At 60.0% G+C, this 26,499-nt stretch carries 27 protein-coding genes and 1 pseudogene; 17 read left to right on the forward strand and 11 right to left on the reverse strand.

Going from position 1 to position 26,499, the window contains the following annotated elements:
• Positions 1 to 13 precede the first annotated feature (13 nt).
• From Q1A52_RS17735 to Q1A52_RS17745, 3 genes are all read right to left on the reverse strand, one after another.
• Positions 14 to 1,372 carry a TRAP transporter large permease gene (locus Q1A52_RS17735; RefSeq protein ID WP_299778539.1) on the reverse strand — a complete coding sequence of 453 codons (1,359 nt, stop codon included), beginning with the start codon at positions 1,370 to 1,372 and terminating at the stop codon, positions 14 to 16.
• Positions 1,372 to 2,022, reverse strand: a complete 651-nt coding sequence (locus Q1A52_RS17740) for a TRAP transporter small permease (protein ID WP_300018599.1) — start codon at positions 2,020 to 2,022, stop codon at positions 1,372 to 1,374. Before Q1A52_RS17740 ends, Q1A52_RS17735 begins: the two co-directional genes overlap by 1 nt.
• Before the next feature lie 170 nt (positions 2,023 to 2,192).
• On the reverse strand, positions 2,193 to 3,422 hold the full coding sequence (locus Q1A52_RS17745) for a TRAP transporter substrate-binding protein (protein ID WP_300018391.1): 1,230 nt from the start codon (positions 3,420 to 3,422) through the stop codon (positions 2,193 to 2,195).
• A gap of 107 nt (positions 3,423 to 3,529) precedes the next feature.
• Here Q1A52_RS17745 and Q1A52_RS17750 point away from each other — a divergent pair, with 107 nt between their 5' ends.
• The 8 genes from Q1A52_RS17750 (at position 3,530) to Q1A52_RS17785 (ending at position 12,551) form a co-directional block, all read left to right on the forward strand.
• Positions 3,530 to 5,125, forward strand: a complete 1,596-nt coding sequence (locus tag Q1A52_RS17750; RefSeq protein WP_300018394.1) for a GMC family oxidoreductase — start codon at positions 3,530 to 3,532, stop codon at positions 5,123 to 5,125.
• Between the two features lie 86 nt (positions 5,126 to 5,211).
• On the forward strand, positions 5,212 to 7,374 hold the full coding sequence (locus Q1A52_RS17755) for an esterase-like activity of phytase family protein (protein ID WP_300018397.1): 2,163 nt from the start codon (positions 5,212 to 5,214) through the stop codon (positions 7,372 to 7,374).
• 131 nt (positions 7,375 to 7,505) lie between these two features.
• Positions 7,506 to 7,718: a hypothetical protein gene (locus tag Q1A52_RS17760; protein WP_300018400.1), complete on the forward strand. Its 213-nt coding sequence runs from the start codon at positions 7,506 to 7,508 to the stop codon at positions 7,716 to 7,718.
• A 194-nt stretch (positions 7,719 to 7,912) separates the two neighbouring features.
• On the forward strand, positions 7,913 to 8,743 hold the full coding sequence (gene phnC / locus Q1A52_RS17765; RefSeq protein WP_300018403.1) for a phosphonate ABC transporter ATP-binding protein: 831 nt from the start codon (positions 7,913 to 7,915) through the stop codon (positions 8,741 to 8,743).
• A 61-nt stretch (positions 8,744 to 8,804) separates the two neighbouring features.
• Positions 8,805 to 9,707, forward strand: a complete 903-nt coding sequence (gene phnD / locus Q1A52_RS17770) for a phosphonate ABC transporter substrate-binding protein (RefSeq protein ID WP_300018406.1) — start codon at positions 8,805 to 8,807, stop codon at positions 9,705 to 9,707.
• 71 nt (positions 9,708 to 9,778) lie between these two features.
• Positions 9,779 to 10,648 (forward strand): phosphonate ABC transporter, permease protein PhnE, encoded by an 870-nt coding sequence (phnE, locus tag Q1A52_RS17775; RefSeq protein WP_299861398.1) that lies wholly within the window; start codon positions 9,779 to 9,781, stop codon positions 10,646 to 10,648.
• Positions 10,645 to 11,940, forward strand: coding sequence for a phosphonate ABC transporter, permease protein PhnE (gene phnE / locus Q1A52_RS17780; protein ID WP_300018409.1), 1,296 nt, complete (start codon positions 10,645 to 10,647; stop codon positions 11,938 to 11,940). The genes phnE (Q1A52_RS17775) and phnE (Q1A52_RS17780) overlap by 4 nt, the downstream gene beginning before the upstream one ends.
• A complete protein-coding gene (locus Q1A52_RS17785; protein ID WP_300018412.1) occupies positions 11,937 to 12,551 on the forward strand; it encodes a chloramphenicol acetyltransferase in 615 nt (204 codons plus the stop codon). Before phnE (Q1A52_RS17780) ends, Q1A52_RS17785 begins: the two co-directional genes overlap by 4 nt.
• Before the next feature lie 3 nt (positions 12,552 to 12,554).
• Here the strand turns inward: Q1A52_RS17785 and Q1A52_RS17790 are convergent, their stop codons facing one another.
• Entirely contained in the window at positions 12,555 to 13,730 is a 1,176-nt protein-coding gene (locus Q1A52_RS17790; RefSeq protein WP_300018414.1) for an alpha-D-ribose 1-methylphosphonate 5-triphosphate diphosphatase, read from the reverse strand.
• 69 nt (positions 13,731 to 13,799) lie between these two features.
• Positions 13,800 to 14,531, reverse strand: a complete 732-nt coding sequence (gene phnF / locus Q1A52_RS17795) for a phosphonate metabolism transcriptional regulator PhnF (RefSeq protein WP_300018417.1) — start codon at positions 14,529 to 14,531, stop codon at positions 13,800 to 13,802.
• Positions 14,532 to 14,624: 93 nt separating this feature from the next.
• On the opposite strand from phnF, the gene phnG reads away from it, so the two are divergent.
• From phnG to Q1A52_RS17810, 3 genes are read left to right on the forward strand one after another with little or no spacing between them, the layout of a single operon-like run.
• Entirely contained in the window at positions 14,625 to 15,077 is a 453-nt protein-coding gene (gene phnG, locus Q1A52_RS17800; protein ID WP_300018420.1) for a phosphonate C-P lyase system protein PhnG, read from the forward strand.
• Positions 15,077 to 15,640 (forward strand): phosphonate C-P lyase system protein PhnH, encoded by a 564-nt coding sequence (gene phnH, locus Q1A52_RS17805; protein WP_300018423.1) that lies wholly within the window; start codon positions 15,077 to 15,079, stop codon positions 15,638 to 15,640. Before phnG ends, phnH begins: the two co-directional genes overlap by 1 nt.
• Positions 15,640 to 16,725 carry a carbon-phosphorus lyase complex subunit PhnI gene (locus tag Q1A52_RS17810; protein ID WP_300018426.1) on the forward strand — a complete coding sequence of 362 codons (1,086 nt, stop codon included), beginning with the start codon at positions 15,640 to 15,642 and terminating at the stop codon, positions 16,723 to 16,725. The genes phnH and Q1A52_RS17810 overlap by 1 nt, the downstream gene beginning before the upstream one ends.
• Positions 16,726 to 16,727: 2 nt before the next feature.
• On the opposite strand, the gene Q1A52_RS17815 is transcribed toward Q1A52_RS17810, so the two are convergent.
• Positions 16,728 to 16,922: a hypothetical protein gene (locus Q1A52_RS17815; protein ID WP_300018429.1), complete on the reverse strand. Its 195-nt coding sequence runs from the start codon at positions 16,920 to 16,922 to the stop codon at positions 16,728 to 16,730.
• A gap of 56 nt (positions 16,923 to 16,978) precedes the next feature.
• Here Q1A52_RS17815 and Q1A52_RS17820 point away from each other — a divergent pair, with 56 nt between their 5' ends.
• The 4 genes from Q1A52_RS17820 to phnN are packed head-to-tail and all read left to right on the forward strand — an operon-like array spanning position 16,979 to position 19,853.
• Positions 16,979 to 17,833, forward strand: coding sequence for an alpha-D-ribose 1-methylphosphonate 5-phosphate C-P-lyase PhnJ (locus Q1A52_RS17820; protein WP_300018433.1), 855 nt, complete (start codon positions 16,979 to 16,981; stop codon positions 17,831 to 17,833).
• 5 nt (positions 17,834 to 17,838) lie between these two features.
• Positions 17,839 to 18,621 (forward strand): phosphonate C-P lyase system protein PhnK, encoded by a 783-nt coding sequence (phnK, locus tag Q1A52_RS17825; protein ID WP_300018602.1) that lies wholly within the window; start codon positions 17,839 to 17,841, stop codon positions 18,619 to 18,621.
• Positions 18,622 to 18,628: 7 nt separating this feature from the next.
• On the forward strand, positions 18,629 to 19,309 hold the full coding sequence (phnL, locus tag Q1A52_RS17830) for a phosphonate C-P lyase system protein PhnL (protein WP_300018436.1): 681 nt from the start codon (positions 18,629 to 18,631) through the stop codon (positions 19,307 to 19,309).
• Position 19,310: 1 nt separating this feature from the next.
• Positions 19,311 to 19,853, forward strand: coding sequence for a phosphonate metabolism protein/1,5-bisphosphokinase (PRPP-forming) PhnN (gene phnN, locus Q1A52_RS17835; RefSeq protein WP_300018439.1), 543 nt, complete (start codon positions 19,311 to 19,313; stop codon positions 19,851 to 19,853).
• On the opposite strand, the gene Q1A52_RS17840 is transcribed toward phnN, so the two are convergent.
• Positions 19,832 to 20,497 (reverse strand): DUF1045 domain-containing protein, encoded by a 666-nt coding sequence (locus Q1A52_RS17840; protein WP_300018442.1) that lies wholly within the window; start codon positions 20,495 to 20,497, stop codon positions 19,832 to 19,834. The genes phnN and Q1A52_RS17840 overlap by 22 nt on opposite strands.
• 53 nt (positions 20,498 to 20,550) lie before the next feature.
• Between Q1A52_RS17840 and Q1A52_RS17845 the strand changes: the two genes are divergently transcribed.
• The gene (locus tag Q1A52_RS17845) at positions 20,551 to 21,696 is read left to right on the forward strand and encodes an alpha-D-ribose 1-methylphosphonate 5-triphosphate diphosphatase (RefSeq protein ID WP_300018445.1); all 1,146 of its coding nucleotides are present in this window, start codon (positions 20,551 to 20,553) and stop codon (positions 21,694 to 21,696) included.
• A gap of 74 nt (positions 21,697 to 21,770) precedes the next feature.
• On the forward strand, positions 21,771 to 22,733 hold the full coding sequence (locus Q1A52_RS17850) for an NADPH:quinone oxidoreductase family protein (protein ID WP_300018448.1): 963 nt from the start codon (positions 21,771 to 21,773) through the stop codon (positions 22,731 to 22,733).
• Between the two features lie 311 nt (positions 22,734 to 23,044).
• Here Q1A52_RS17850 and Q1A52_RS17855 read toward each other — a convergent pair whose 3' ends face one another.
• The 4 genes and pseudogenes from Q1A52_RS17855 to Q1A52_RS17870 all read right to left on the reverse strand — a co-directional run bounded on the left by Q1A52_RS17855 (position 23,045) and on the right by Q1A52_RS17870 (position 26,473).
• The gene (locus tag Q1A52_RS17855; protein ID WP_300018452.1) at positions 23,045 to 23,665 is read right to left on the reverse strand and encodes a LysE family translocator; all 621 of its coding nucleotides are present in this window, start codon (positions 23,663 to 23,665) and stop codon (positions 23,045 to 23,047) included.
• A 28-nt stretch (positions 23,666 to 23,693) separates the two neighbouring features.
• Positions 23,694 to 24,584, reverse strand: a complete 891-nt coding sequence (locus Q1A52_RS17860; protein ID WP_300018455.1) for a quinone oxidoreductase — start codon at positions 24,582 to 24,584, stop codon at positions 23,694 to 23,696.
• Between the two features lie 129 nt (positions 24,585 to 24,713).
• Positions 24,714 to 25,898, reverse strand: a pseudogene (locus Q1A52_RS17865) (YbfB/YjiJ family MFS transporter).
• Entirely contained in the window at positions 25,895 to 26,473 is a 579-nt protein-coding gene (locus Q1A52_RS17870) for a hypothetical protein (protein ID WP_300018458.1), read from the reverse strand. The pseudogene Q1A52_RS17865 and the gene Q1A52_RS17870 overlap by 4 nt, the downstream one beginning before the upstream one ends.
• Positions 26,474 to 26,499: the final 26 nt, after the last annotated feature.

Consider the following 26,499-nt stretch of genomic DNA (forward strand, 5'->3'; position numbering starts at 1 on the left):
ATACCTTTTCTGATTACCTTCCAGGCACCAAGTACAGCGCCAAATCAGGGATCAATGCTACAAGAATCCACGTGACCATCAAGGCACCCAGATACATTGTAGAATACCTGAGCAACCGGAAGTAAGGCACACCTGTCACACCGGACGCAACGTAAAGGTTCAACCCGTAGGGCGGGGTGATGAAGCCGATCGACGCACCAACAAGGAAGATCACCGCAAAGTGGATCGGATCGACGCCCACGCTTGCCGCGATGGGGGCCAGGATCGGTGCCAGGATGATCGTCACCGGCAGGGATTCCAGCACCATGCCCGACACGAAGACGATGACCATTGCTGTTGCAAGAACTGCATAGTAGCCGCCCATGGAGGTCACGAAATCGCCAATCACCTGCTGGGCGCCCAGCAGCGAGAGGATTTGCTGCATGACAACCGAGACCGCGATCAACGGTGCAAGAATGCCGGTGATCTGGGCAGACCGCACGACGATTCCGGGGATTTCGGGGATTGTGAAGCCGTCCACCAGCAACATCTCGCCGTAGCTTTTCTCATCCCAGGTCTTGTCGTCCTTGATGCGGAACAGTCGGCTTAGCCCCCAGCTTACCAAACCGGCAATCACGCCAAAGCCCACGGTCACCCCGGCGGCCTCAGTTGGTGAAAATTTACCGGTGTAGATACCCCAAAGCACCAGGAAGATGGCAAAGAAGCCGAGCCAACCGCCAAGGGCCGTCTTGGAAATACGCGCCGGGTTGATCGAGATCAGGTGACCCCAACCATTGCGGCTACAGACGACCCAGCAGGTGGCCATCATGGCGATGACCATCAGGGCGCCTGGAACGATGCCTGCGATGAAGAGCTCGCCCACTTCAAGTTGAAGCAGGAACCCGTACACGATGAAGATGATCGAGGGCGGGATGATGATCCCGACCGTACCACCTGCAGCAGCCGTCGCGGCCGAGAAGCGCTCGTCATAACCGCCTTTGACCATTTCCGGGTGGAGCATCGACCCGATGGTTGCCGTTGTCGCTGAGTTTGAGCCCGAAATCGCGGCGAAAAGACCGCAAGCCCCGATGGAGGCCATCGCAAGTCCGCCCCGCAACCAGCCCAGACAGGCATAGGCAAAATCCGACAATCGTTTGGCAATGCCGGATTTGTTGATCAGGTCCCCGGTCAGGATGAACAACGGCATCGCCAGAAGGGCGTAGCCTTTGTTGAAAACATTGAGCAGCTCCGCACCCATGTTGTCGAGCGTGAGCCCGAGAACAAAAGAACATCCGACAACCCAGTAGGCGATAACCAGCAGGACTGGCACGCCGAGCATGAAGAGCATGGTGACGCCGAGCGAAATCAGCGTGATGATGGTTCCGTCGGCCATTATGTGTCTCCCCCGATCACAGCTTGCTCGATAAGCGGTTCACCCGCGCGGTATTTGCGGAAATCGTCCTGAAAGTTCTCCATCGCGCGTCCTGCGATCAGGACAGCGGCGACAGGGGCCGAGATCAGAAACCACCACTGCATGGTATTGTCCGTGCCGAGCACGATCTGAAAGTTGGCGGCGGAGTTCGCTACGACCTTGCAGGTCGTGACAAAGAGGATGAGCGCGAAGCCCAGCCACAGGACAAAGTCAACAAACAGACAGGCCAACTGTCCGCTCGGTCCCATCTTGGTGCGAAATTCGGAGAAGCTCAGGTGCGTGCGCAGTCGGATGTTATAGGCCGCACCAAACCACGCCATGACCATGAAGAGAAACGGTGGAATTGTCGTCGACCAGGGCCACTGGCTGTTGAAGACAAACCGGTCGATCACCGCCCAGAAGATGATGAAGCCGATGGCCAGATAAGACACAACCATGATGGTGCGTTCCAGATGTCGGTCAATCAGGGGCACCTTGTGATAGATCAGCGAAATCAGGTATCCGCCCGCCAGCATAATAATGATGCCGAGTAGCCACGTTGCGTCGGATCGAAGTGCGTTACTAATTTCAAAGCTGTCTTGCGACGCCACAGCCGAAAGTATCGCGCCCATTTCAGAAAGTGTCGACAAACCCTGTCCCTCCCAAAGGTTTGGTCCGCTGGTCGGTTACACCGATCTCTCGCGTATTTTGGGTTTGGTCTCCTCCGACCCGAACACCAACGCTACGGACGAATGAGCCGGCCCCCGTCAGGGGCCGGCTTGTCGATATGAAAGCGCGTAGCTTAGGCTTTCCACCACCGGCGTGGCTCGACGTTTTCGGCGAGCGTATGCGGGTTGTTGCGGACTTCGTTGTAGATGTCCTGGTAGGTGTCGATGCCACCGGACCAGCCATTGATCCGCTCGCGCCACTGCTCCCAGAGCTGCGGCTGGAATTCAGGCGAGCACATCTCTTCGGCTTTCCGGCGCTCTGCGTCCGACAGGGTCGCCATGCGCACGTCGTTCTCTGCAAAGATCGTGCCGGGAAGCTGCGGGTCGGTAGCACCAACGGTGTTGACCAGAGCCGCTTCGTTGGCTGCCTGCACGTGGACCTGTGTGAGGTAGGATGCTTCCATGACCGCATCCTGTAGTTCGCCGCCGAGACCGTCGAATACCGATGCGGACATCGCTGTGTGCTCTGTACCGCAGAAGAAACGCAGATCAACGGATTGGCTGACCACAGGCGACATGTTGGCGTATGCCACAGCCGACGCCCATGTTTCGGCACCGTCAATGAGGCCAGTCTTCAGACCGTCGAGTGTTTCTTCCCACGCGATTGGCACAGGGTTCAGCCCCAGAGCGTTCATCGCGATACGTCCAAGCTGTGTGCCCGTGACGCGGTTCTTGGTACCGTTGAGCTGTTCGATGCTGGTGACTGTTTCCGCGTCCGCCCATTTCAGACCAAGCTGGATGCCGCGCAGTTCGGCGTGGCTGAACAGGAACTTCAGGCCGTGACGTTTTTCGAACGGCTCACGCAGGATGCGCTGTGATTCCGGGCTGTACATAAAGTAGTACTGATCCGCACGCGTCCGGAACATGTAGGCGTAGTCCAGGACGTTCAGGTAAGGCGCGCCACCTGCGGAGTTCTGAGTCGACGCCGCATACATGTCGACGATGCCCTGCTGTGTCTTCTCAACGCAGCTGAGCTGGTTGCAGATCTGGTTGTTGCCGATGAATTCGACGCGAATCTCTCCGTCTGTGCGGCTTTCGATATCGCGAGCAAACTCCAGAACGCCGGCCCGCTCGATCAGCAGGTTTTGCGGGTTGAAGCCCGCGGCGCCCATTTTCAGCGTGAATTTCGGCTCTTTCGCAAAGCGCTTTTCGTACGAAGATTCAGCAGCTTGTGCGAGGTTCGACAGGCTCATCGCGCCGCCAAACGTCCCTGCAGCCAGCAGCGTCGAGCTGAGACCATAGCGCCCCGCGACGCGGAATAAATCCCGACGCGACAGGTGCTTGATATTGTTCTGAACTTTCATGACTTCCTCCCTGAATGTCATTTATTGAGACTAATAGTCCCAAAAAACACTAGTATGATTAATTCTTTTTGCATAGAGTTTTTTTCACAGTGGTTTGGGAGGTCGAAGTGGAAGCTGATTTTATCGTTGTCGGTGCAGGGTCTGCCGGGTGCGTCCTGGCCAATCGGCTGAGCGCTGATCCGAGCAACAAGGTCATTCTGCTTGAAGCCGGTGGTCGGGATCTGAACCCGTGGATTCACATTCCCGTTGGTTACTTCAAGACAATCCACAACCCGGCTGTCGACTGGTGTTACAAAACCGAACCTGATCCGGGCCTCAATGGACGCTCCATTGAATGGCCCCGCGGCAAGGTTCTGGGTGGGTCTTCCTCCCTGAACGGCCTCCTCTACGTTCGCGGTCAACCACAAGACTACGACCGTTGGAGGCAAATGGGCAATAGCGGATGGGGGTGGGACGACGTATTGCCCCTTTTCAAACGCGCAGAGAACAATGAACGCGGGGCGGATGAGTTCCACGGGGACGAAGGTCCGCTGTCGGTTTCCAACATGCGCATCCAGCGCCCGATCACCGATGCCTGGGTGGCAGCGGCACAGGCGGCAGGTTACAAATTCAACCCCGATTACAATGGTGCGGATCAGGAAGGTGTGGGCTTTTTCCAACTGACGGCCCGCAATGGGCGGCGCTGCAGTTCGGCTGTGGCCTACCTCAATCCGGTGAAAAAGCGTCCTAACCTGCAGATCGTCACCCATGCGCAGGTTGATAAGGTCGAGATATCCGAAGGCCGCGCCACTGGCGTCAGCTATACAGACCGCGGCGGCAAGGTGCAGACCGTCACCGCGCGGCGCGAAATCGTGCTTTGTGGCGGGGCGATCAACTCTCCGCAACTGCTGATGCTGTCGGGCATCGGTGAAGCAGAGCAGCTGTCCGAACACGGCATTGAGATCAAGAAGGACCTCAAAGGGGTCGGTAAGAACATGCAGGACCACCTGCAGGCGCGCCTGGTCTACAAGTGCAATGAACCGACGCTGAATGACGAGGTCTCCAGCCTCTTTGGTCAGGCAAAGATCGGGTTGAAATATCTGATGTTCCGGGCGGGGCCGATGACGATGGCGGCCAGCCTCGCCACCGGTTTCCTGAAAACCCGCGAGGATATGGAAACGCCGGACATTCAATTCCACGTGCAACCCTTGTCCGCGGAGAACCCGGGCAAGGGGGCGGATAAGTTCTCTGCCTTTACCATGTCGGTCTGCCAGCTGCGGCCTGAAAGCAAGGGTGAAATCAGGCTCACATCGGCCAAGCCGCGTGAGTATCCCAAGATCATCCCGAACTACCTGTCCACGGAAACGGATTGTCGGACGGTGGTGGCAGGGGTTAACATCGCCCGCGGCATCGCACGCCATGCGCCGCTGACCTCCAAGATTTCCGAAGAGTTCCGTCCGCATGCCAGCCTCGACATGGACGACTATGATGCGACGCTGGACTGGGCGCGCAGCAACACCGCATCGATCTACCACCCGACGGGTACCTGCAAGATGGGGTCGGGCGAGGATGCCGTGGTCGACGCCGAGTTGCGGGTGCACGGGATCAAGGGCCTGCGGGTCGCCGATTGTTCCATCATGCCGGAAATTGTCTCCGGCAACACCAATGCCCCCGCCATCATGATCGGAGAGAAGGCCTCGGACCTGATGCTTGCCGCGTCGTGAGAGTTCATAAAACTGATACATGATTGTCATCTCCCTGTGTCTTGAGCCTGCGCCCTTGCGCGCATCTCAAGACCAAGGAGTTTCCAATGACCAGACATCTGCTGCTGACCAGCACGCTTCTCGCGACTGCTGCGATTGCACCCGCCCATGCGGATATGAATTTCAACCGTGTCGCATCCTTCCCGGTGACCGCCAATTTCGACGGCGCTGCGCCAGATGAAACCTTGGCAGAGATCATAGACGCCACAGCAGATGGCATGACCCTTGTCTACACTGACAGCCCGGCGGGGGTCATTGGCGTGATTGACATCACCGACCCGACAGCACCTGCGCCCAAAGGCACGTTGGCGGTGGATGGCGAGCCCACTGCGGTTTCGGTGATCGGCAACACTGCCTTTGTCGGCGTCAATACATCCGAAAGCTACACCGCACCTTCCGGTTTCGTGAAAGCCGTGAACCTGGCGGATATGAGCATCACGGCGAGCTGTGATCTCGGCGGACAGCCCGACAGCACGGCGCGGGCCAAGGACGGCTCCTTCATCGCGATTGCGATTGAGAATGAACGCGACGAGGATTTGGGTGACGGTCGTGTGCCGCAGATGCCCGCTGGTGATCTGGTGATGATCGACGTGGTGGAGGGCACGCTTGAGTGCGCCACCATGCGCCGTGTCAGCCTGACCGGTCTGGCCGATGTCGCGGGTGAAGATCCGGAGCCGGAGTTCGTTGACATCAACGATCTGGGCGAGGTCGTCGTCACGCTTCAGGAGAACAACCACATCGCGGTGGTCGCACGGGATGGCAGTCTGGTTTCACATTTCTCCGCCGGCGCAGTCGATCTGCAGGGGATCGACACCAAGGACGAACGCGCGGCGCTCACGTTCGATCAAAGGCAGCCGGGGCGTCTGCGGGAACCTGACGGGGTGCAGTGGATCGACAACGACCACTTTGCCATCGCCAATGAGGGCGACATGGACGGCGGTGCACGTGGCATGACCATCTTTAACAAGGATGGTACGCTGGTTTGGGAAAGCGGCGCGTCGCTCGAACATGCCATTGTCCAGATCGGGCACTATCCTGACAAGCGTTCCGACAGCAAAGGGGCTGAGCCTGAGGGTATGGAGTTCGGCACCTTCGATGGCACACCTTACGTCTTTGTCATGGCCGAGCGCGCATCGGTCGTGGCGGTTTATGACGTGACCGACCCTACCGCACCAGTGCTCAAACAGCTGTTGCCGTCGGGTATCTCTCCCGAAGGGGCCGTGGTCATCCCGGCGCGGGGTCTCTTGGCGACGGCGAACGAGTTTGACGGGTTGGAAGACGGTGCTGCCCGCGCCCATGTGATGGTTTATCAGTACGCCGAAGGTCCTGCGTCCTATCCACATCTCACCTCCGAAGGCATGGATGAACTGACCGGCTGGGGCGCGATTTCCGGCATGGTCGCCGATGATGCGGGGATGATTTACGCAGTCTCGGACAGCTTTTACGGCTACCAGCCCCGCATCTTCAAAATCGATCCTGCCTCCACCCCGGCGCGGATTGTTGAAGCCATTGACGTGACCCGCAATGGCATGCCCGCACAGAAGCTCGACATGGAAGGCATCGTTCTGGATGGTGACGGTAACTTCTGGGTCGCCTCCGAAGGACGGACCGGGCGCGTCATTCCGCATGCGCTCTATAAGGTGAACGCCAAAGGCGAGATCAAGGAAGAGATCGGCTTGCCGCCGGAGTTGATGGCAGTGGAGAAACGGTTTGGGTTCGAAGGCATCACGCTGGTCGGTGACACGCTATGGATGCCGGTACAGCGGGAGTGGAAAGACGACCCCAAGGACCACGTCAAGCTGGTCTCCTACAATCTGGAAACCGAAGAATGGGGGGCCGTGCTCTATCCCAAGGCGGCGCCTGAAAAGGGGTGGGTCGGTCTGAGCGATATGAGCGTGCACGGCGATCACGTCTATATCATCGAGCGCGACAACCAGCATGCAAGCGACGCTGTCACCAAGAAGGTTTATGCAGTTCCACTGGCCGAGATGGTTCCGGCCAAACTTGGATCGGAGCTGCCCGTTGTCTCCAAGACATTGGTGCGTGATCTGATCCCTGACCTGACATCTACCGGTGGATACGTGCTCGACAAGGTCGAGGGCCTGGCGATTATGTCTGATGGGACAGCCTGGATTTCCACCGACAATGACGGCGTTGACGACCATTCCGGTGAAACGATGTTCTTCAGCATCGGTGCGGTTGGAAAATAAAAAATCGCTCAAAGACAAAGCATTCAACGGCGTTCTGTGCGACATGCGTGGGACGCCGTTAAACTTTGCGTGACAGGCGTATCTCGGGGCCGTTAATCTTTTGTAAGAGAATCGCAGAGGCGGGGGACGCTATGAAGCACGAGACGATTTCCGAAAGCAAAATGTCGCGTAGTGTGATGGGTCTCGACGATGGCGAAATCGCCCCGTTTGTACGTAAGTGTGTGAAAGAGCGCTCGCTGAGCCGGGTGGTCACGAGCCTCAACAACGATCTGCTTTTTGGCACGCAGACCGAGCGTGATGACGCAAGAATCGCCCTTCAGCGTATCGGCTTCTCCGATATCTGAGCAGGACGCTCAGCGCCGGGTGAGTGCGACAGGAATGCTCCGGCAGGATCGGTAAGGGACATGGCTTGCGGGAACTCCAGAAGCACTGGCGACCCCTTCTTTTATTGGTCCACAGGCTGTCATAAAACCTTGTGATTTCTGTCATGCATGGTTCATGACCAATCCGTAAGCACCCCTCAACGTCGGGGGATACGATGCTTAAGATTGATAATCTGACCAAGACATTCGGGCAGAACACGGCCGTGGACGCGGCCAGTATCGAAGTCACAAAATCATCCATGATCGGCATCATCGGGCGGTCCGGCGCAGGCAAGTCGACCCTGTTGCGGATGGTCAACCGGTTGACCGATGCTAGCGATGGCAAGATCCTGTTCGACGGGCGTGATGTCACGTCTCTGCGCGGATCTGCCAAGCGCGCGTGGCAGTCCGAGTGCGCCATGATTTTCCAGCAGTTCAATCTGGTGCTGCGGATGGATGTGGTCTCGAATGTGCTGCACGGCACGCTGAACAGACGTTCCACTCTGGCAACGATGTTTAACCTCTTTCCGGACGCGGATATCACCCAGGCGATTGCCATCTTGGACCGTTTGGGCATTGCCGAGCATGCGGCAAAGCGGGCCGAGGACTTGTCCGGCGGACAGCAGCAGCGTGTCGCCATTGCGCGGGCGCTGATGCAGGACCCCAAGATCATCCTTGCAGATGAGCCCATTGCCTCGCTGGACCCGATGAACGCGCAGGTCGTCATGCGGGCCCTGCGCCGTATCCACGAAGAAGATGGGCGCACCGTCATCGCCAACCTGCACACACTGGACACCGCGCGGCGCTACTGTGACCGGGTCATCGGGATGCGTGATGGCCGGATCGTCTTTGACGGTACCCCGGGCCAGCTGAGCACCGCCGCGGCGCGCGATATCTACGGCGCCGATGCAGATTTTTCAGAAAGCGCCACCTCGACCGAGATCGAGCAGCTTGATCGCTCCGACGCTTTCGACGCCGCGCAGCTGCGCGCACTCGCCGACGTCTGACCCCCTCCACTTCAACGGCCCAGCCCGTCCGGGCGGGCGACAACCAAGAGAGACCAGCACTATGAAACAAGTGATCTGCGCCCTGGTGGCGACAACAGCTCTGACATCCGGGGCATTTGCACAGGAGATCAGCGAATTCCGGATCGGTATCCTCGGCGGCGAAAACGCCCAGGATCGTCTGAATTCCAATGAATGCCTGCGCGCCTATACCGAAGAAGCGCTGGGCGTGCCGACAAAGCTCTTTGCACCTGCCGACTATAACGGCGTCATTCAGGGCCTGCTCGGCGGCACGCTGGATATGGCGTGGCTCGGTGCGTCGTCCTACGCTGCCGTCCACATTCAGGACCCGCAAGCGGTGGAGCCTGTGCTGGTGAAAATCAATCTGGACGGCTCTTACGGGTATCACTCCATCGGGTTCGCGCGCAAAGACAGCGGCATTGCCTCGTTGGATGACATGCAGGGCAAGGTCTTTGGCTTCGGCGATCCGAACTCCACCTCGGGCTACTTGATCCCGTCCATCGAAATTCCGCAGGAAACCGGCAAGACCATGAACTCCGGCGACTATTTCGGGGAAGTGAAGTTCACAGGTGGTCATGAACAGACCATCGTCGCCGTCAACAACGGGGACGTGAACGCCGGTGTGACCTGGGCCGACGGTCAGGGCAATTGGGAAGACGGCTACAACTCTGGCGCCCTGCGCAAGGCTGTGGATGCCGGTCTGGTGGATATGAACGATTTGGTCGAAATCTGGCGCTCGAACCCCATCCCGGAGGGCCCGATTGTGCTGCGCAGCAGCATGCCGGCAGAGGTCAAGGCCACGATGACCGCGTTGGTCGACGGTTTGAATGAAGCGGATGCGGATTGCGCCTATGGTGTTGCTGCAGGCGAGAGCCTCGGCTTCGACCCCATCACGCATGACGCCTACGTTTCCATCGTGGAAGCCCGCAAGGCAAAGGCAAACTAGTTCGAAGTTTTTCATGATGACAAGGCGGGCCCTTTTTCCCGAGGGCCCGCTTTATTTCATGCGGGGGAAAGATGGCGGATACAACCTTTCAGGCAGGCAGCCTGTCCGAGATGCAGACAGGCTATGCGCGCCTGATCCGCACGCGGCGGATGTGGAATGGCGCAATGCTGGCGTTGTTTATCGCCTTGCTGGTCGCAGGGTTCATGACCGCAGATGCGCGCAATGCGGGCGGATTCTGGAACGGCATCGACAATGTCTTTGATTTTCCGGTGGAGGTGATCGGCGAGGCCTGGGAGAAATCCCATCTGCTGCCCGGCCATTTCGCCAAGTATTTTCCGTCACTGGTAGAAACGATCAACATCGCCGCCGCCGCCACGCTGGTGGGGGTAATGGCGGGTGCGATTTTATCGCTTTTATCCACACGAGGGCTGGCGCGCTGGCCTTCGCTGGTCGGGCTCTTTCGCCGGGTCAGCGACATTCTCCGCGCCATCCCCGAAATCGTGATCGCGCTGGTCCTGATCTTCGTGCTGGGGGCGGGACCCGTACCTGCGATGATTGCCATTGCGCTGCACACCGCCGGGGCGATTGGCAAGCTCTACTCCGAAGTCAACGAGAACGCCTCCCTGAAACCGGTCGAAGGGCTGGCCTCTGTCGGGGCCAACTGGTCGCAGCGGATGATGCTGGGCATCGTCCCGCAAGTGGCGCCCAACTACCTCAGCTATGCTTTGCTGCGGTTCGAGATCAACATCCGCGCCTCTGCCATCCTCGGCTTCGTGGGGGCGGGCGGCATCGGTTATGACCTCAAGAACGCGATGAGCTGGGGGCAGGGCAAGTTCGACGAAGCGGCGGCAATCTTCATCCTGCTTTTCGCCGCCATCGTTCTCTTTGACCAGCTGTCCTCATACGCGCGCCACCGGCTGACAACGGGGGCCCGGACATGAGCAATGCTGCAATCCTGACCGAAATGCGGGGCCTCTTCCGGCGCAAACGCCTTGTGGCGGCAGCGATCCCGGCGATGATCTTGACCTATCTGGTCTATATCTTCTTCGCCTTCGGTATGCCCGAGATGATGCGCACGGCGGATACGAAAAACGCTCGCATTCTTGTGTCCGACAGCTACAGCTACAAAACCCATGTGACGCGCGACAACCGCAGTGGCGACATTCAGATTGCCATCGAAGGCGAACGCAAGGGGCGCTATGACGCCGGCATCAGCCCCTCCTGGGTGACCCTTGGCGAGACAACCGAGATCCTGTTGGACAAGGGCCACATAGTCCTCTTTGGACCCGAAGAGATCCGCTATGACATTCCGGGCTACGGTCTGGTCACGGCAAACCCCGGGCGCGGCGGCGTAAACGTGCAGCTGCCGGGCGGGGACGTGCCGGACTGGATCAACGCTTCCAAGAACCGGTTGACCATCACGACCGCAGCCGGGCGCCTGACGATCACCCGCAACCGGTCCGAAGTCTTTCGCTATTTCACCGGGTGGGAGCTTTTCTTCTTCACCCTCGACAGCCCCTACCACAGAATGGGTCTGAGCGAGGTGCTGGGCAAAGCGGTGTCCGGCGAGGCCGGGGCGATCTGGCAGGATTTCTGGACCAACAAGATGTGGCGCCATTCCGATGTCGCCTGGGCGATCTTCGAGACCATCCTGATGGCGTTTCTGGGCACGGTTGGTGCAGCCCTGATTGCCCTGCCACTGGCCTTTCTGGCTGCGCGCAATTTCACCCCGCTGGGGGCGGCGCGTTTTGCCGCGCGCAGGCTCTTTGACTTTCTGCGCGGTGTGGATGGGTTGATCTGGACGGTGGTGCTCAGCCGCGCCTTTGGGCCCGGGCCTTTGACCGGCGCGCTGGCCATTCTCATCACCGACTCCGGCACCTTCGGCAAGATTTTCTCTGAGGCGTTGGAAAACGTGGACGACAAGCAGATCGAAGGCATCCGGTCCACCGGGGCAAAACCGATGCAACGCTACCGGTTTGGTGTGATCCCGCAGGTCACGCCGATCCTGCTCAGCCAGATCCTCTACTATCTGGAATCCAACGTGCGGTCGGCCACGATCATCGGGGCCATCACCGGCGGCGGCATCGGCTTGCTGCTGACGCAGGCGATCATCACGCAGAAGGATTGGGAAGAAGTGACCTATTACATCGTTCTGATCGTGCTGATGGTCATGGTGATGGACACGCTCTCCGGCTGGCTGCGCCGCCGCCTGATCCACGGGAAACCTGCGTGAAACTGGCGGCTGCAAAACCGGTCATCCACGACGGATGTGATCTCGTCGATGTTGAGATGGGCCGCTATGTCGAGATCGGTCAGGGCAGCCGCGTGGCTTACACGATCTTCGGGGATTATTCCTACTGCGACCGCCTCTGTGACATTGCCAATGCGGAGATTGGCAAGTTTGCCAATATCGCCAGTTTCGTGCGCATCGGGGCCACAGATCACCCTCTGGATCGGGCGTCGCTGCATCACTTCATGTACCGGTCGGCGGATTATTGGGAGGATGCCGCGCAGGATGCTGATTGGTTTGCAAAACGTCGCGCGCGGCGGGCACGGATCGGGCATGATACCTGGATCGGGCACAACGCGCAGATCAAGCCGGAGGTGGAGATCGGCCACGGCGCGGTTGTCGCCTCTGGGGCGGTGGTCACGAAATCGGTGGCGCCTTATACGATTGTTGCAGGCGTGCCGGCGAAACCAATCCGCCGTCGTCAGCCCGAAGAGATTGCAGAGCGGTTGGTTGCGCTGGCGTGGTGGGATTGGGACCATGCGGCGGTGAGGGATGCGCTGGATGATTTCCGCACCCTGCCTGCCGAAGCATTCCTGGAGAAATACGAGACGTAGCAGCTATTCCGCCGCATGTGCGACGGTTGCCAGGCCGGAGATAAAGCGCTGGCCCGTCTCACCGCTCAGATGCGCGAGGCGGCCACCCGAAATGGTGGCGGTGATGCGGTACGTTTTCTTGTCCACGACAACCAGATCAGCACGCTTGCCAACCGTAAGCGTTCCCCTGTCGGATAGGCCCATGACAGCCGCGGGCGTCGCAGAAATCAGGGCCCAGGCTGCGGGCAGATCAAGCGTGCCTGTCTCAACAAGGGCAAAGGCCGATTGGGCCATGGACGGATAGTGGTAGTCAGATACCAGTACGTCACAGAGCCCGGCGCGGATCAGGTCCAGCGCCGCGACATTGCCGGATTGTGACCCGCCGCGCACTATGTTGGGGGCGCCCATCAGGATCGGATTGTCGAGGCTGCGCGCCGCACGGGCGGCGGCCTGCGATGTGGGAAACTCGCAGATTTTCGCCCCGATCTCGTTGAAATAGACGCGGGTCTCCGCGCTGGCATCGTCGTGGCTTCCATAGCGGATGCCTTGTGCATCGAAGAAGGCGGCAAGACTGCACAAGTATCGTGGCACCTTGGGGTTTTGCAGAAAGGCGCCGTCCACTACCGCCATGTGTTCCTGAGGCGTGCGCCCAGCCTTTTTCGCCCAGCCCAGGATTTCCTCGGGGTTGGTTCGTGACTTCTGCCGTGCCTCCGGCAGGTGGTCATTGAAGACGGCATAATCCACGCCATGCGCGGCGATCACATCCTTCAGCGTATCGAGTGTGTCGATGGTGTGGGTCTCAACGCGCAGCTGCACACGCAGATCAATCAGTGCGGTCTGCCGGTAGATTTCCAGTGCGTCAAGCAGTCGCGCGGTTGCGTCCGGCCCGCGCAGCCCGCCCTCCCATGACCAGGACTGTGCCATCCACGCCGTGGTAACCCCATGGGCCGCCGCCTCGCAATCCGTCGCGCGCAGCGCCTGATCCAGCGGAAAGACGGCGGAGGGGCGCGGTGCAACCTGGCGCTCGAAGGCATCGCCATGCAGGTCGATAATCCCGGGCAGAACATATGTACCGCTGAGATCGACTGCACTGCCGCCCGCCTCCGAAATCCTCCCGCCCCGGATCGAAACCGGGCGTTCGGACAATCCATCCGGCCAGAGAACGGTCGCGCCCGTCAGGGTGAGAGGGGGAAGTGCCATCAGATTATCGCTGCTCAGTGAATCGTTTTTCCAATGCATGGCAGAAAAGGGCGACAGCTTTGTGACAGCCTAGTCCGGCGTGTCGAGCGTGAGCGTCACACGGTCGCCGACAAACCAGGTCCGCCCATATTCTACCGGTGTGCCGTCCATATCCGCATTCATGCCAACAGATCTCAGGATCGGTGCGCCCTCTTCGATGCGCAGAAGTCCGGCTTGCGTTGCGGTCGCGCGTTTGGCGGTCAGGCGGGTCCACTCCCGCGTGTAGTCAGTGACGCCATGCGCCTGCAGCGCGGCTGTGACGGAGGATTTGTCAGCGAGAAATGTGGGCAGGTTTTCGAACCGGTCTGCTGGAAAGACGCTCTGAAACAGCGCCAAAGGCATGCTGTCGGCCAGCGACAGACCCTCGTAGCAATGCACCAATGCCTCCGCCGAAAGCGACAGCGCCTCGACCTCCCTGGCGGTCGCGCGCCGCGTGATCACGTCGAGCACTTTCTTTGCCGGTGTGCGCCCGGCGGCAGTGATGTTCTGGTGAAAGCGCACCCGCTTGCCGATGGGATAGTCGGTCGGGGTGCCGGTCACGAAAACACCGGCCCCGCGTCGCGGTACCACCAGTCCTTCCGTCGCCATGCGAGAGAGCGCGTGACGTACCGTGTGACGGTTGACCCCGAACCGGCGGGACAGGGCCGCCTCTGTCGGCAGCTTGTCACCCGTTGCGTAAATACCCTCGGCGATTTCACTGGTGAGCGTTGTGCAGATCGCGCGCCAGATGGGCGTCTTGCTGGAAGGGGTATCGGTGGTCATGTCACGAAACATTCACAGGGTTCGGGATTGTGTTTGGCGGCATAGCGCGGTACATTTGTCTAGTTGTATAGTAAAGGCGAAAAGTTGTCTAGCATGAACGACACAGCCCGTGAAAACGACCGCAAGACTTGGATGAGCCTTCTGGCCAAGGCACCGTCAGACCGCCTCGCAGCACTTTGGTCCGAAGCCGGATACGCGCCCGAGCACAGTTTTCTGCGCGCACCCGAACAGGGGGCGGTCATGGTGCAGGGGCGTACGGGCGCAACCGGTGCCCCCTTCAATCTGGGTGAAATGACCGTGACCCGTTGTGCTGCAAAGTTGGCGGATGGCACCGTCGGGCATGGCTATGTGCAGGGGCGCGATAAGGCCAAGGCGGTCACGGCGGCCTTGATTGACGCGCTGATGCAGACCGATCAGGCGTCGGAGGTGCAAGCCGCTATTCTGACGCCACTGGCGTGCGAGGCGCAGTGCGCGGCAGAGGTAAAGGCTGCCAAGGCTGCCGCGACAAAGGTGGAGTTCTTCACACTGGTGCGAGGAGAGGATTGATGCAGGCACAGATGCTTGAGGGCGGATTTGCCGAAGCGCCACGGGACGCGGCCATCGCGTTTCGCGCCGCGATGCGCGCCATGGCGATGCCCGGCACGATCGAGACGCTGACCGGTGCGGCGGGACCTGCACCGCTATCCCCTGCCGCGTGCGTGTTGGTGTTGACCCTCTGCGATCCGGACACGCCGATCCACTTAGCGGGGGCGCATGATGCTCAAGACGTGCGGGAGTGGATCACCTTCCATACCGGGGCGCCTTTTGTCGCCGCTGATCAGGCGATGTTCGCGCTGGGGTCATGGGAGGCATTGGCGCCGCATCAAGACTACGCTATCGGCACGGCGGAATACCCGGACCGGGCCGCCACGCTGATCGTCGAAATGCCCGCGCTGGCGGCGCAGGGCGCGTGTCTCTCAGGCCCCGGTATCGAGGTCGAGGCACATCTCACCGTGCCCGATATCGCGTTTTCGCAGGCCAATGCGCGGCTCTATCCGCTTGGCGTGGACATGTTTCTCACCCATGGCAACCGCGTTGCGGCGCTGCCCAGATCGACACAGGTGCGCTGATGTATGTTGCTGTAAAAGGGGGCGAGCGGGCGATTGACAACGCGCATGCGCTGCTGGCGGAAAAGCGGCGCGGTGATACGTCGGTTGCTGAGTTGAGCGTGGCGCAAATCCGCGAACAACTGAGCTTCGCGGTTAATCGCGTGATGGCCGAGGGCTCGCTCTTTGATCCCGACCTTTCAGCGCTTGCGATCAAACAGGCGCAGGGAGACCTGATTGAGGCGATTTTCCTCATCCGCGCCTATCGCACCACCTTGCCGCGCTTTGGATCGTCCCGACCCATCGAGACAGGTCAGATGGCCTGCACACGCCGCGTGTCGGCCACGTTCAAGGACGCGCCGGGCGGGCAGGTGCTGGGGCCAACGTTTGACTACACACACCGTCTGCTCGATTTCAAACTGATGGCAGATGGCGAAGTGCCAGAGGCCGAAACAGCACCCCCGCGCACTGAGCCCACGCCTCACATCATGGATTTTCTCAACACCGAAGGGCTGATTGAAGAGGAAGAGGCGCGTGACGACACCCCGCCGGACCTGACTCGCGCGCCGCTGGAATTGCCTGCCGACCGGCCCTTGCGGTTGCAATCTCTGACGCGAGGAGACGAGGGGTTCATCCTCGGCATGGCCTATTCGACCCAGCGGGGATACGCGCGCAACCACGCCTTTGTCGGGGAGTTGCGCATCGGCACCGTGCCGGTCGAATTGGAGATCCCCGAACTCGGGTTCGCCATCGAGATCGGAGAGATCGAGGTCAGCGAGTGCGAAACCGTAAACCAGTTCAAAGGCTCAAAGACAGAACCCCCGCAGTTCACACGCGGCTATGGCCTGATCTTTGGACAGTCGGAACGCAAGGCCATTTCCATGGCGCTGGTGGACCGGGCGTTGCGGTGGAAGGAGTTGGGTGAAGACGATGTCGGTGCCCCGGCGCAGAACGAGGAATTCGTCCTCTATCATGCGGATAACATACAGGCGACGGGTTTTCTGGAGCACATCAAGCTGCCCCACTACGTCGATTTTCAGGCCGAACTGGAACTCGTGCGCAAGATGCGCGTAGAAGCCCAGACTGGTTTGCAGGAGGCTGCCGAATGACCTCAGTCGCCACCATCTCCGCCATCACCTGCGTCGGAACCATCGGACATTGTGGGGCCGTCATCGACGAAATCGAATGTGCTTTCGCACCAGATGGCAAACCCGCTGTCGGGCCAGAAAATAATCACCGCAGAGCGCAGCAACAACAGTGCAAAAATACTGCCGATCACGATGATGCCGATCATGCCGCCTTCCATATGATCTCCTCTGGTTTGTATCAGCGCGCAGCTTTGCGTCCAAAAGAGGCAGCACTATGACCGACTACAATTTCGCCTATCTGGACGAGCAGACCAAGCGGATGATCCGGCGCGCGATCCTCAAGGGGCTGGCCGTGCCCGGATATCAGGTGCCTTTTGCCAGCCGCGAAATGCCGATGCCCTACGGGTGGGGCACCGGCGGCGTGCAGGTTTCTGCGGCGGTGATGACGCCGGAAGACAGGTTCAAGGTCATCGATCAGGGATCGGATGACACCACCAACGCGGTCTCGATCCGGCGGTTTTTCGAACGCACCGCCGATGTGGCGGTCACCGAAGAGACGCAGGAGGCGACCGTGATCCAGACGCGGCACCGCATTCCGGAAACGCCGCTGGAGGCGGGGCAGATCCTTGTCTATCAGGTGCCGATCCCGGAACCGCTGCGCTTTCTGGAACCGTCCGAGGTGGAGACCCGCAAGATGCACAGCCTTGAGGAATACGGGCTGATGCACGTCAAGCTTTATGAAGACATCAGCCAGCACGGCGCGATTGCCACGGCCTATGCCTACCCGGTGATGGTGCAGGATCGCTATGTCATGGACCCGTCGCCCATTCCCAAGTTCGACAACCCGAAATTGCACAGCCCGGCGATCCAGCTGTTCGGCGCCGGACGCGAACAACGCATCTACGCGGTGCCGCCCTTTACCAAGGTCGTGAGCCTGGATTTCGAGGATTTTCCCTTTGAAGCCAGCAAGGCGGCGGGGGCCTGCGCGCTCTGCGGAGCGGACAACAGTTATCTGGACGAGGTTATCATGGATGATGCGGGCCACCGGATGTTCGTCTGTTCGGACACTGATTTTTGCACCACGCGCCGCGCGCAGGGGCATGTGGGGGCGGAAGGAGTGCCGTCATGAAGGACATGATACAGGATACCGACGTGTTGCTGTCGGTCCGGGGGCTGTCGAAATTCTACGGCGCCCGAATCGGCTGCGCAGAGGTCAGTTTCGATCTGTTCCCGGGCGAGGTAATGGGGATCGTCGGGGAAAGCGGGTCGGGTAAATCGACCTTGCTGAACTGCATGGCCGGGCATCTGACACCGGACCGTGGCGAGGTATTTTTTGCAGGTCGCGACGGCGGCTTGCGGGATACCCTCAGAATGTCAGAGCCAGAGCGCCGCATGCTGGGGCGGACCGATTGGGCCTTTGTGCACCAGCACGCGCGCGACGGGCTGCGGATGAATGTCTCTGCCGGCGGCAATGTCGGCGAACGGTTGATGGCCGTGGGCGCGCGGCACTACGGGGCGATCCGAGACAGCGCGGTGGACTGGCTGGGCCGGGTCGAGATTGCCGAGGACCGTATCGATGATCGCCCCACGGCCTTTTCCGGCGGTATGCAGCAGCGGCTGCAGATCGCGCGCAACCTGATCACCGGCCCGCGTCTGGTCTTTATGGACGAGCCCACGGGCGGGCTCGATGTCTCCGTGCAGGCGCGGCTGCTGGATTTGCTGCGCGGGCTGGTCCGCGAAATGGGGCTGTCGGCGGTGATCGTGACCCATGATCTGGCCGTCGTACGGTTGTTGGCGGACCGGCTGATGGTGATGAAGGACGGGCATGTGGTGGAAAGCGGCCTGACCGATCAGGTGCTGGATGATCCGCAACATGGCTACACCCAGCTGCTCGTCAGCTCGGTTTTGCAGGTATGAGGGCAAGATGATCGAACTCAGAGACGTCTCAAAGCAATTCGTTCTGCACAATCAGGGCAGTGCCGTCATTCCCGTTCTCCAGGGGGCTGCGTTGCAGGTTTCACCCGGTGAATGTGTGGCGCTGACGGGCAATTCGGGCGCGGGCAAATCCACACTGATGCGCATGGTCTACGGCAACTATCTGGCGGATCGGGGCGCGATTGTGGTGGATGGGGTCGATCTGGCCACTGCCGCCCCGCGCGACATCCTCGCGCTGCGCCGTCAGTCGCTGGGATATGTCAGCCAGTTCCTGCGCGTGGTGCCACGGGTGCCGACATTGGAGGTGGTGGCCGAGCCGTTGTTGATGCTCCGGGTGGAACGGGAGGCGGCGATGGTACGGGCGGAACAGCTGCTCGGGTTGCTCAATATCCCCGAACGGCTCTGGTCGCTCAGCCCCACCACATTTTCGGGGGGCGAGCAGCAGCGGGTCAATATCGCCCGTGGATTTGCCTACAATTACCCTGCGCTTTTGCTTGATGAACCCACAGCCAGCCTTGATCCGGTCAACCGCGCGGTTGTCCTGTCACTGATCGAAGAGGCCAAGGCGCGGGGGGCCGCGATCCTGGGAATTTTTCATGACGCCGAGGCGCGGGCGCGCGTCTGCGATCGCAGCATCGATGTTTCTGACTTTACGCCAAAGGCCGCCTGAGGTGGCGGGGCGTCTCATCGCCGTTGTCGGCCCGTCGGGCGTGGGCAAGGATTCCGTGATGGATGGGCTCTGCGCGGCGCACCCCGATCTGCACCGCGTCAAACGCACCATTACCCGACCGGCCGAGGCCGGGGGTGAAGATTTTCACGCGGTTTCATCGGGGCAGTTTGACCAGATGCGGAATGCGGGCGCGTTCATCCTGTCGTGGGGGGCGCATGGCTTGAACTACGGCATTCCGGCAACGGTGCGCGATGTGCTCGCTTCCGGGCGGGATGCGATTGTGAACCTGTCGCGCGGCGTACTCGTCGAGGCAGATGAGAGGTTTGACCACCTGCATGTGATCTCTCTGGTTGCCGATCCCAGAGTTCTCGCGGATCGTCTGGCCAGCAGGGGCCGCGAGACTGTGGCGGAGATTGAAAGGCGTCTTACCCGCGAAGGGGCTACGCTGCCGGAAGGCGTGAGCATCACTCAGGTCCGCAATGATCGCCCACTGGATGACACAGTGGCGGAGATCGAAGCGCTCTATTTCCCGGTCAGCGTGTAGCGATGAATCTCATGGAACATCTCTCCGTCACCTTCGCCGACCAAGGTCAGGCTGTCGATGACAAAGGGGCGCGGCGGCAGGTCGCCGAAATGGGCGTTCGCATCCGCCATGACCTTTCCCACCAGGTCCTGCGGCAGCGGGCCGGAGAGTGTCATGTGAAACTTGAAAGCCCCCATCACGTAGGGATAGCCCCAAGTGCGCAGGTTCTCGTCCTGCAGCGGCGTAAGGTTGGATTGCCTGCGCCGCGCCAGTTCGCCTTCGGTGGGTGGCGCCCGAAAGACGTCGAGGTCGCGTACGGCATGTCCCGCAAGCTCCGCAAGGTCACGCACGTCTCCGACGGGCGTAAGCGCGACAAAGGACCCGATCCGCGAGAGCGTGAGCCCCTCCAAAGCGACCGACGTGAGACTCTGCGACAGTTCTTCCAATGCCGCCTTCAAGTCCTCGACGGTTGTGTCATCGGCCAGCCGGAACGGCGGCTTGATGGTGCCGTGAAACCCGTATTTACGCGGGCGCGCCGTAACCGTGTCATCCGGGGTGCCAACCGACCGTCCCGCAGCCAGATCCCACCCCAGCCACGACGCCCCCGCATCGGCAAACGCGCCGGGGCGCGGTGTGAAATAGACGCCGTATCGGGTAAAGCGCATCTGTCTATATCCTTCAATCGTCCCGCAGTTTTTCAGGTCAGGTTAACACGCTCATGACATCCCAAACCATCTTCGCCAATGCCAAAGTCGTGCTGCCCAACGAAGTTGTGGCGGGATCGGTCTGCATCACCGATGGCCAGATCACCAGCATTGACAGCGGCACATCGATGCCATCCGGGGCCATCGATTGCGAGGGTGACTATCTCTGTCCCGGACTGATCGAATTGCACACCGACAACCTCGAACGTCACATGATGCCGCGCCCCAAGGTCGACTGGCCCCATGACGCCGCCATCGTTGCCCATGACGCGGAACTGGCAGGCGTCGGGATCACCACGGTTTTCGATGCCATAAGGGTGGGGTCGATTGTCGACGACACACCCAGCCGCTTCCCCCGCTACGCGCGCAATCTGGCAAGCGAGATCGAGAACATGCGCCGTCATGGCGCTCTGCGGATCAGTCACCACCTGCATCTGCGGGCCGAGGTTTGCTCCGAAACCCTGCCGGAGGAGTTGGAGGAGTTCGGCCCTGACGACCGGGTGGGCATCGTGTCCCTGATGGATCACACGCCGGGTCAGCGTCAGTTTCGCAATATGGCGCAGTTCGAGGCCTACGTACGCGGCAAACGGGGGTTGAGCGCCGCGGAATTCGAGGCGCATGTGATCCGGTTGACGGAGCTTCGGGCGCGGCTTGGCGATGCGCATGAAACGGCCACGGTCGCGGCGACAAAAAGGCTGGGCGCCACGCTGGCAAGCCACGATGACACGACGCCGGATCAGGTTGCGACCTCTGCCGGTCATGGGGTCCGGGTTGCCGAGTTTCCAACAACGCTGGAGGCCGCAGAGGCCTGCCGGACCGAAGGTATCGGGATTGTCATGGGAGCGCCGAACCTGGTCCGTGGTGGCTCACATTCCGGCAATATTGCCGCTAGAGCACTGGCGGAGAATAATTTGTTGGACATCCTGTCATCGGACTACGTGCCCGCGGCCTTGCTGAAAGGAGCGGTGCAGCTGGGCGAGATCTGGGGCGACATGGCGCGCGGGTTGGCGACGGTAACGGCGAACCCCGCGGCGGGCAGCGATTTGCGCGACCGTGGGCGGATCGAAACCGGTCTGCGCGCGGATATCACCCGGTTCCGGGTTTTGGGCGAAGCCCCCATCGTGCGCGGCGTGTGGTCAAATGGTTGTCGGGTCAGCTAGAATCTCCTCTTGTCAATCACTGCCCGCTCTGGCCTGATCTGGTGGAACACGGCACTAACAAGGACACGCTCCCCATGCGCGCGATGCAAGTCACCGAGCTCGGCCAACCGCTGAGCCTTCAGGATATCCCCACGCCAGCGGCAGGCCCCGGACAGGTGCAGGTCAAGGTCCACACCTGCGGCCTGAATTTCGGCGATTTGCTGATCATCAAGGGGACCTATCAGGAAAAGCCTGAGCTGCCATTTACTCTGGGTATGGAGCTCTGCGGCACCGTGACCGAAGTCGGCGAGGGCGTCGAGAATCTGGCGGTTGGTCAGCGCGTGGCGGCTTATTGCGGGTTCGATGCGCTGGCGGACTATGCGGCGATCCCCGCCAATATCTGCGTGCCGATCCCTGATGAGATGAGTGATGAAGACGCTGCCGCCTTTTTGATCGCTTATGGCACCAGCCACGTGGCGCTGGACTACAAGGCGCATCTGCAACCGGACGAGCGCCTGCTCGTGCTCGGGGCCTCAGGCGGTGTCGGTTTGACGGCCGTGGAACTGGGCAAGCTGATGGGCGCAGAGGTGATCGCCGTGGCGCGCGGCAAGGCCAAGCTGGAGGTCGCGAAATCCATAGGCGCGGATCATCTCATTGATTCCGAGACGGATGATATTCGCAGCGCTATCAAGGCATTGGGTGGGGCGGACGTGGTCTATGACCCGATTGGCGGCGATCAGTTCAAAGCCGCTCTGCGGGCTTGCAACGCCGAGGCGCGTCTCATTCCCCTGGGCTTTGCCAGCGGTGACGTGCCACAGATCCCGGCCAACCATCTGTTGGTCAAGAACCTGACCGTCATCGGCTTCTACTGGGGCGGGTACACCCGCGTGAATCCCAAGGTGCTGACCGATAGCTTCAAAGTCCTGATTGACTGGTATGTAGAGGGCAGGATCAAACCACATGTCAGCAACGTGCTGTCTCTGGAGGAGGCAAACGCCGCGCTCGACCTATTGCGCACTCGAAAGGCCACCGGCAAGGTTGTCGTCAAGATCGGTTAACGAGCCGGCGCAAAGGAGTGGCGCTTTCGCTGCGCTTTTGCTAATGGCTTCCATTCTTGGAAGGTTACGCGACTGCAACCACTGTAATCGGCACGTTGGATTGAGCGCAGTCATGACAATCGCCGGGGCGGGTATAGCGGGGATACCCTACCAGATCGCATCCCAAGGGCTTGTACTAACGATCATAACGCCCATCACCTCTCGACCTTTACTTGTCACCTCTGTTGCCCTGGTCCTTTTCACGGCGTTGCGCCAGGGACGTGGAGCCTTGGCCTCCAATACCCACGCGGCGCTCCCTTCGCCGGGGCGCCTTAGCTCAGCAAGATCATCAGCGCGCTTACTGTGATCAGAAGTGCCATGATCCGGCTGAACCACCGGGCACTTGCGCCCGTACCAAGCAGTTTTCGCAGAGCCTCCCCCGCGAAAACCCAGGCCGAATTGCTGAGTGGAGCAACAATCATGAAAACCGCGATCATTATAGCGGTGCGTGCAAAAACATCATCCGCCAACTCAGAATACGCAGCGGTTACAGCAATCAAGATTGTCCAGGTCTTGGGATTGACGAGTTGAAAGAGTGCAGCCTGATGAAAACGCATGGGCTGTGCACCTGCCTCTTGTGCCCTAGGGGATGTATCGGTCTGTGCGCGAAACGTCGGGGCTGCGAACTGCCAGGCCAGCCAAAACAACCAGACGGCACCACATGTTTTCACAATCACCAGAAGGCTCGGAAACTGGATCAGCACAGCACCCAACCCCAGCGCGACCGTTCCAAGCATGGCCGCGAATCCAGTGGCGATGCCCATGACATGCGGGACAGTACGCCGCCAGCCAAACGCACCCGCGGATGCCATCACCATGAAGTTGTTTGGCCCCGGCGTGATCGAAGCAACAAGAGCGAAACCAATGAAGGTCCATAAGAGTTCAACATTCATATCTGTGATGTCCTATCAGGGGTTTTGATCATGGAACGAGGATGACGGACCCAGTGGTCGCGCGCGCCTCTAAATCCGCATGTGCTGAAGCCGCATCTTCGAAGGCGTAGCTGGTCACTCTTGGCCTGTGCAGTTTTCCGTCGCCTATCGCTGCGAACAATCGCTGCGCGGCGCTTTCAAGCTCTCTCCGGTCAGCGGTGTAGTGGGCAATGGACGGGCGCGTCACAAAGAGCGAACCCAACCCGCCAATAGATGCTACATTGAGCGGAGGAACCGGGCCTGAGCTTTCACCAAAACTTACCAGTGTTCCGCGTGGTCGCAGGCATCGCAAAGACTCTGTAAACGTATCCGCGCCAACCGAGTCAAAGACGACCGAGACGCCCTTGTCCCGGGTGATCTCCGCGACCTGCATCTGAAAACCATCCTGTGTATAAAGGATGACTTCATCACAGCCGTTGGCGTAGGCGATTTCGGCCTTCTCCTGTGTGCTGACCGTCCCGATGACTTTAACACCATTCGCCTTTAACCATTGGCAGGCGATCGATCCGACACCACCGGCAGCTGCGTGGAGCAAAACAGTTTCACCGGGACCAACGGTCACGCAGCGATGAACAAGATACTCCGCGGTCAGGCCCTTAAACAGCATCGCTGCCACAGTTTCGCTGTTCAGATCACTTGGAACTTTGAGTGCGCGTGCAGTCGGCACGTTGCGGTGCGTGGCGTAGCCTCCCAAGGGACCGCCTGCATAGGCGATCCGGTCCCCAGTTCTAAACCCAGTCACGTCAGGCCCAATCGCTCTGATCGTGCCAACACCTTCCATGCCCAACGGGCTGGGAAGCGGCTGTTTTGGCGCGAATACACCTTTTCGGTGATAGATATCGATGAAATTCACCCCGATAGCGGTATGCGCGATTTGCACCTCTCCTGCGGCTGGAGCCGGGACTGGTATGTCTTGCAGGGTGAGGTTTTCTGGCCCTCCGTATTCGGAAAAAACAAAGGCCTGGGCTGTTATTGTCATATCGTTACTTTCATTCAGGAGTGCAGCCCCCTAGGGCCGGGGCTTTTTCTTTGTGGCAATCGGTCTTTGCGTCGCTGCCGCAGCAGCACCGGTGGCAAGAATTACCCCCGCAGCGAGCAAGCTGTGCTTTACCTCTCCGGTTGCATCGATCAGCCATCCTGCACCGACCGGACCCAGGGTTTGCCCGACCGCGAAAACCAGGGTGAACAGGCTGACCGATTTGGCCCACATCTGCTGCGGCAGGTTCTTTTTGCTAAAGCTTGTTACCGCGCCGGGACCGATGAAAACGGCCAATCCAAACACCGCAGCGGATAGAAAAAGCCCCAGATGTCCGGTCCAGAACACGGGTAACACTGTTCAGATGGCAACCACGCCAGTTGCAAGCGCCAAGGGAATACCGGAGGTAAATTTTGCAAGTATTCCACGCCAGACGAAAGGTGATGCGATGATCGCAATCCCAATCGTTATCCAGACAAAAGAGACCAGTACAAAACCTGCAGGCAGCGCATTCATCCAGGCACCAATGAACGTCAGATACACAATGTATCCGGCTGCGAAGAGACCATAGCCCAGCAATGACGCCATCATCTCCCGGGCGGGGAGAGCCGATGCACCTGCCGTTGCAGATGTCGGCAGGTGCACGGTCATTGCGGCCCAGATTGATAGAGGGCAAGCCAGCAGGCTCGCACTGCCCAGAGCGATCCAGGACATGGGCCAGGCACCTGCGCCGTGGTATTCAAACAAAGTCGGCAGTGTGGCGCCACTCAGGATCATGCCCAAGCCACCGCCGCCAAAATAGGCCGCAATTGCGAGCGCGTTCTTGCCCGGTTCATCCGGGAACATTGCAGCCACCAACGCACCACCGGCAATAAAGACAGGCGCGCCCGCAATGCCGGCCAGCACACGCCAGAGCGTCAGCATCCAGAAGTCTTCTGTCAGTCCGCTGAACAGCAGGAATGCCGACGTCGCAAAAAGCCCGACGGAAAACATTCGGGATGCGGACAGTTTCTGGATAGAGGCAAAGGCTGCGATTGCCCCAAAAATGTAGCCAAGTGCGTTCGCCGTGTTGATCCAACCCGCCTCCGCGTAGCTCCAGGACAGGTCGTCGCGCATTGCGGGCAAAATGAGTCCATAGGCAAACCGTGCGAAACCGTTGCTGACGCAAACACCAAGCGACAAGCCTGAGACGATGATCCAGCGCCGCGTGTCTGTCATCTTGCAGCACTGCGCATCAGCACCCGCGCCGCATCGCGTGCGGCACGGATGGGGTCATCAGGCTGTTGAACACATGCCCCCACGATTCCCCCGTCCAAAAGGACAAGGATTTGCCGAGCGAGCATGTCAGGATCGGCAAACACCTCTGGTGTCAGATGCTCAAGCAGGTTGTCGAGGATCCATTCCTTATGCTTTTTCGCCAGTGCATGGGTAGCACTGTTCGGGGCGGCGGCTTCAACGACGAGGTTGATAAAGGCACATCCTCGAAACCCTTTGAGACCGGCCAGTTCCAAGGCAACAACGAAAAGGGCGAGCACCTTCTCAAAAGGCCCTTCAAGGGTTGACTGCACTGATGAGATCGATGCGCGCCGCAGCTCTGCTTCCTGCTCAAAAACAGCCAGCACAAGGTCATTCTGCAATCTGAAATTATTGTAGGGCGTCATGCACACGAGCTGCGCCACATCTGTCAATTTGCTGATGCCGACATGCGGCGCACCTTCCTCGGGAAACAGTTTGCGCGCTGTGTCGACGAGGCGATCACGAGGTGTGGCGGGGGCTTTTCCAGAATTGGGCATACCAGTCTACCTTTGCACCGACGGCG

It is taken from the genome of uncultured Roseobacter sp. (genome assembly GCF_947488185.1).
GTDB lineage: Bacteria > Pseudomonadota > Alphaproteobacteria > Rhodobacterales > Rhodobacteraceae > Roseobacter.

What these genes read in the sequence shown, in the direction of transcription:
- Q1A52_RS17740 (WP_300018599.1), bottom strand. Translation starts at nt 2,022, where the DNA reads ATGGGCGCGATACTTTCGGCTGTGGCGTCGCAAGACAGCTTTGAAATT.
- Q1A52_RS17850 (WP_300018448.1), top strand. Translation starts at nt 21,771, where the DNA reads ATGCGCGCGATGCAAGTCACCGAGCTCGGCCAACCGCTGAGCCTTCAG.
- Q1A52_RS17735 (WP_299778539.1), bottom strand. Translation starts at nt 1,372, where the DNA reads ATGGCCGACGGAACCATCATCACGCTGATTTCGCTCGGCGTCACCATG.
- phnH (WP_300018423.1), top strand. Translation starts at nt 15,077, where the DNA reads ATGCAGGCACAGATGCTTGAGGGCGGATTTGCCGAAGCGCCACGGGAC.
- Q1A52_RS17790 (WP_300018414.1), bottom strand. Translation starts at nt 13,730, where the DNA reads ATGGCACTTCCCCCTCTCACCCTGACGGGCGCGACCGTTCTCTGGCCG.
- Q1A52_RS17745 (WP_300018391.1), bottom strand. Translation starts at nt 3,422, where the DNA reads ATGAAAGTTCAGAACAATATCAAGCACCTGTCGCGTCGGGATTTATTC.
- phnC (WP_300018403.1), top strand. Translation starts at nt 7,913, where the DNA reads ATGCTTAAGATTGATAATCTGACCAAGACATTCGGGCAGAACACGGCC.
- phnD (WP_300018406.1), top strand. Translation starts at nt 8,805, where the DNA reads ATGAAACAAGTGATCTGCGCCCTGGTGGCGACAACAGCTCTGACATCC.
- Q1A52_RS17840 (WP_300018442.1), bottom strand. Translation starts at nt 20,497, where the DNA reads ATGCGCTTTACCCGATACGGCGTCTATTTCACACCGCGCCCCGGCGCG.
- phnE (WP_299861398.1), top strand. Translation starts at nt 9,779, where the DNA reads ATGGCGGATACAACCTTTCAGGCAGGCAGCCTGTCCGAGATGCAGACA.
- phnK (WP_300018602.1), top strand. Translation starts at nt 17,839, where the DNA reads ATGATACAGGATACCGACGTGTTGCTGTCGGTCCGGGGGCTGTCGAAA.
- Q1A52_RS17760 (WP_300018400.1), top strand. Translation starts at nt 7,506, where the DNA reads ATGAAGCACGAGACGATTTCCGAAAGCAAAATGTCGCGTAGTGTGATG.
- phnE (WP_300018409.1), top strand. Translation starts at nt 10,645, where the DNA reads ATGAGCAATGCTGCAATCCTGACCGAAATGCGGGGCCTCTTCCGGCGC.
- phnG (WP_300018420.1), top strand. Translation starts at nt 14,625, where the DNA reads ATGAACGACACAGCCCGTGAAAACGACCGCAAGACTTGGATGAGCCTT.
- Q1A52_RS17870 (WP_300018458.1), bottom strand. Translation starts at nt 26,473, where the DNA reads ATGCCCAATTCTGGAAAAGCCCCCGCCACACCTCGTGATCGCCTCGTC.
- Q1A52_RS17855 (WP_300018452.1), bottom strand. Translation starts at nt 23,665, where the DNA reads ATGAATGTTGAACTCTTATGGACCTTCATTGGTTTCGCTCTTGTTGCT.
- phnL (WP_300018436.1), top strand. Translation starts at nt 18,629, where the DNA reads ATGATCGAACTCAGAGACGTCTCAAAGCAATTCGTTCTGCACAATCAG.
- phnF (WP_300018417.1), bottom strand. Translation starts at nt 14,531, where the DNA reads ATGACCACCGATACCCCTTCCAGCAAGACGCCCATCTGGCGCGCGATC.
- Q1A52_RS17845 (WP_300018445.1), top strand. Translation starts at nt 20,551, where the DNA reads ATGACATCCCAAACCATCTTCGCCAATGCCAAAGTCGTGCTGCCCAAC.
- Q1A52_RS17820 (WP_300018433.1), top strand. Translation starts at nt 16,979, where the DNA reads ATGACCGACTACAATTTCGCCTATCTGGACGAGCAGACCAAGCGGATG.
- Q1A52_RS17755 (WP_300018397.1), top strand. Translation starts at nt 5,212, where the DNA reads ATGACCAGACATCTGCTGCTGACCAGCACGCTTCTCGCGACTGCTGCG.
- Q1A52_RS17810 (WP_300018426.1), top strand. Translation starts at nt 15,640, where the DNA reads ATGTATGTTGCTGTAAAAGGGGGCGAGCGGGCGATTGACAACGCGCAT.
- Q1A52_RS17815 (WP_300018429.1), bottom strand. Translation starts at nt 16,922, where the DNA reads ATGGAAGGCGGCATGATCGGCATCATCGTGATCGGCAGTATTTTTGCA.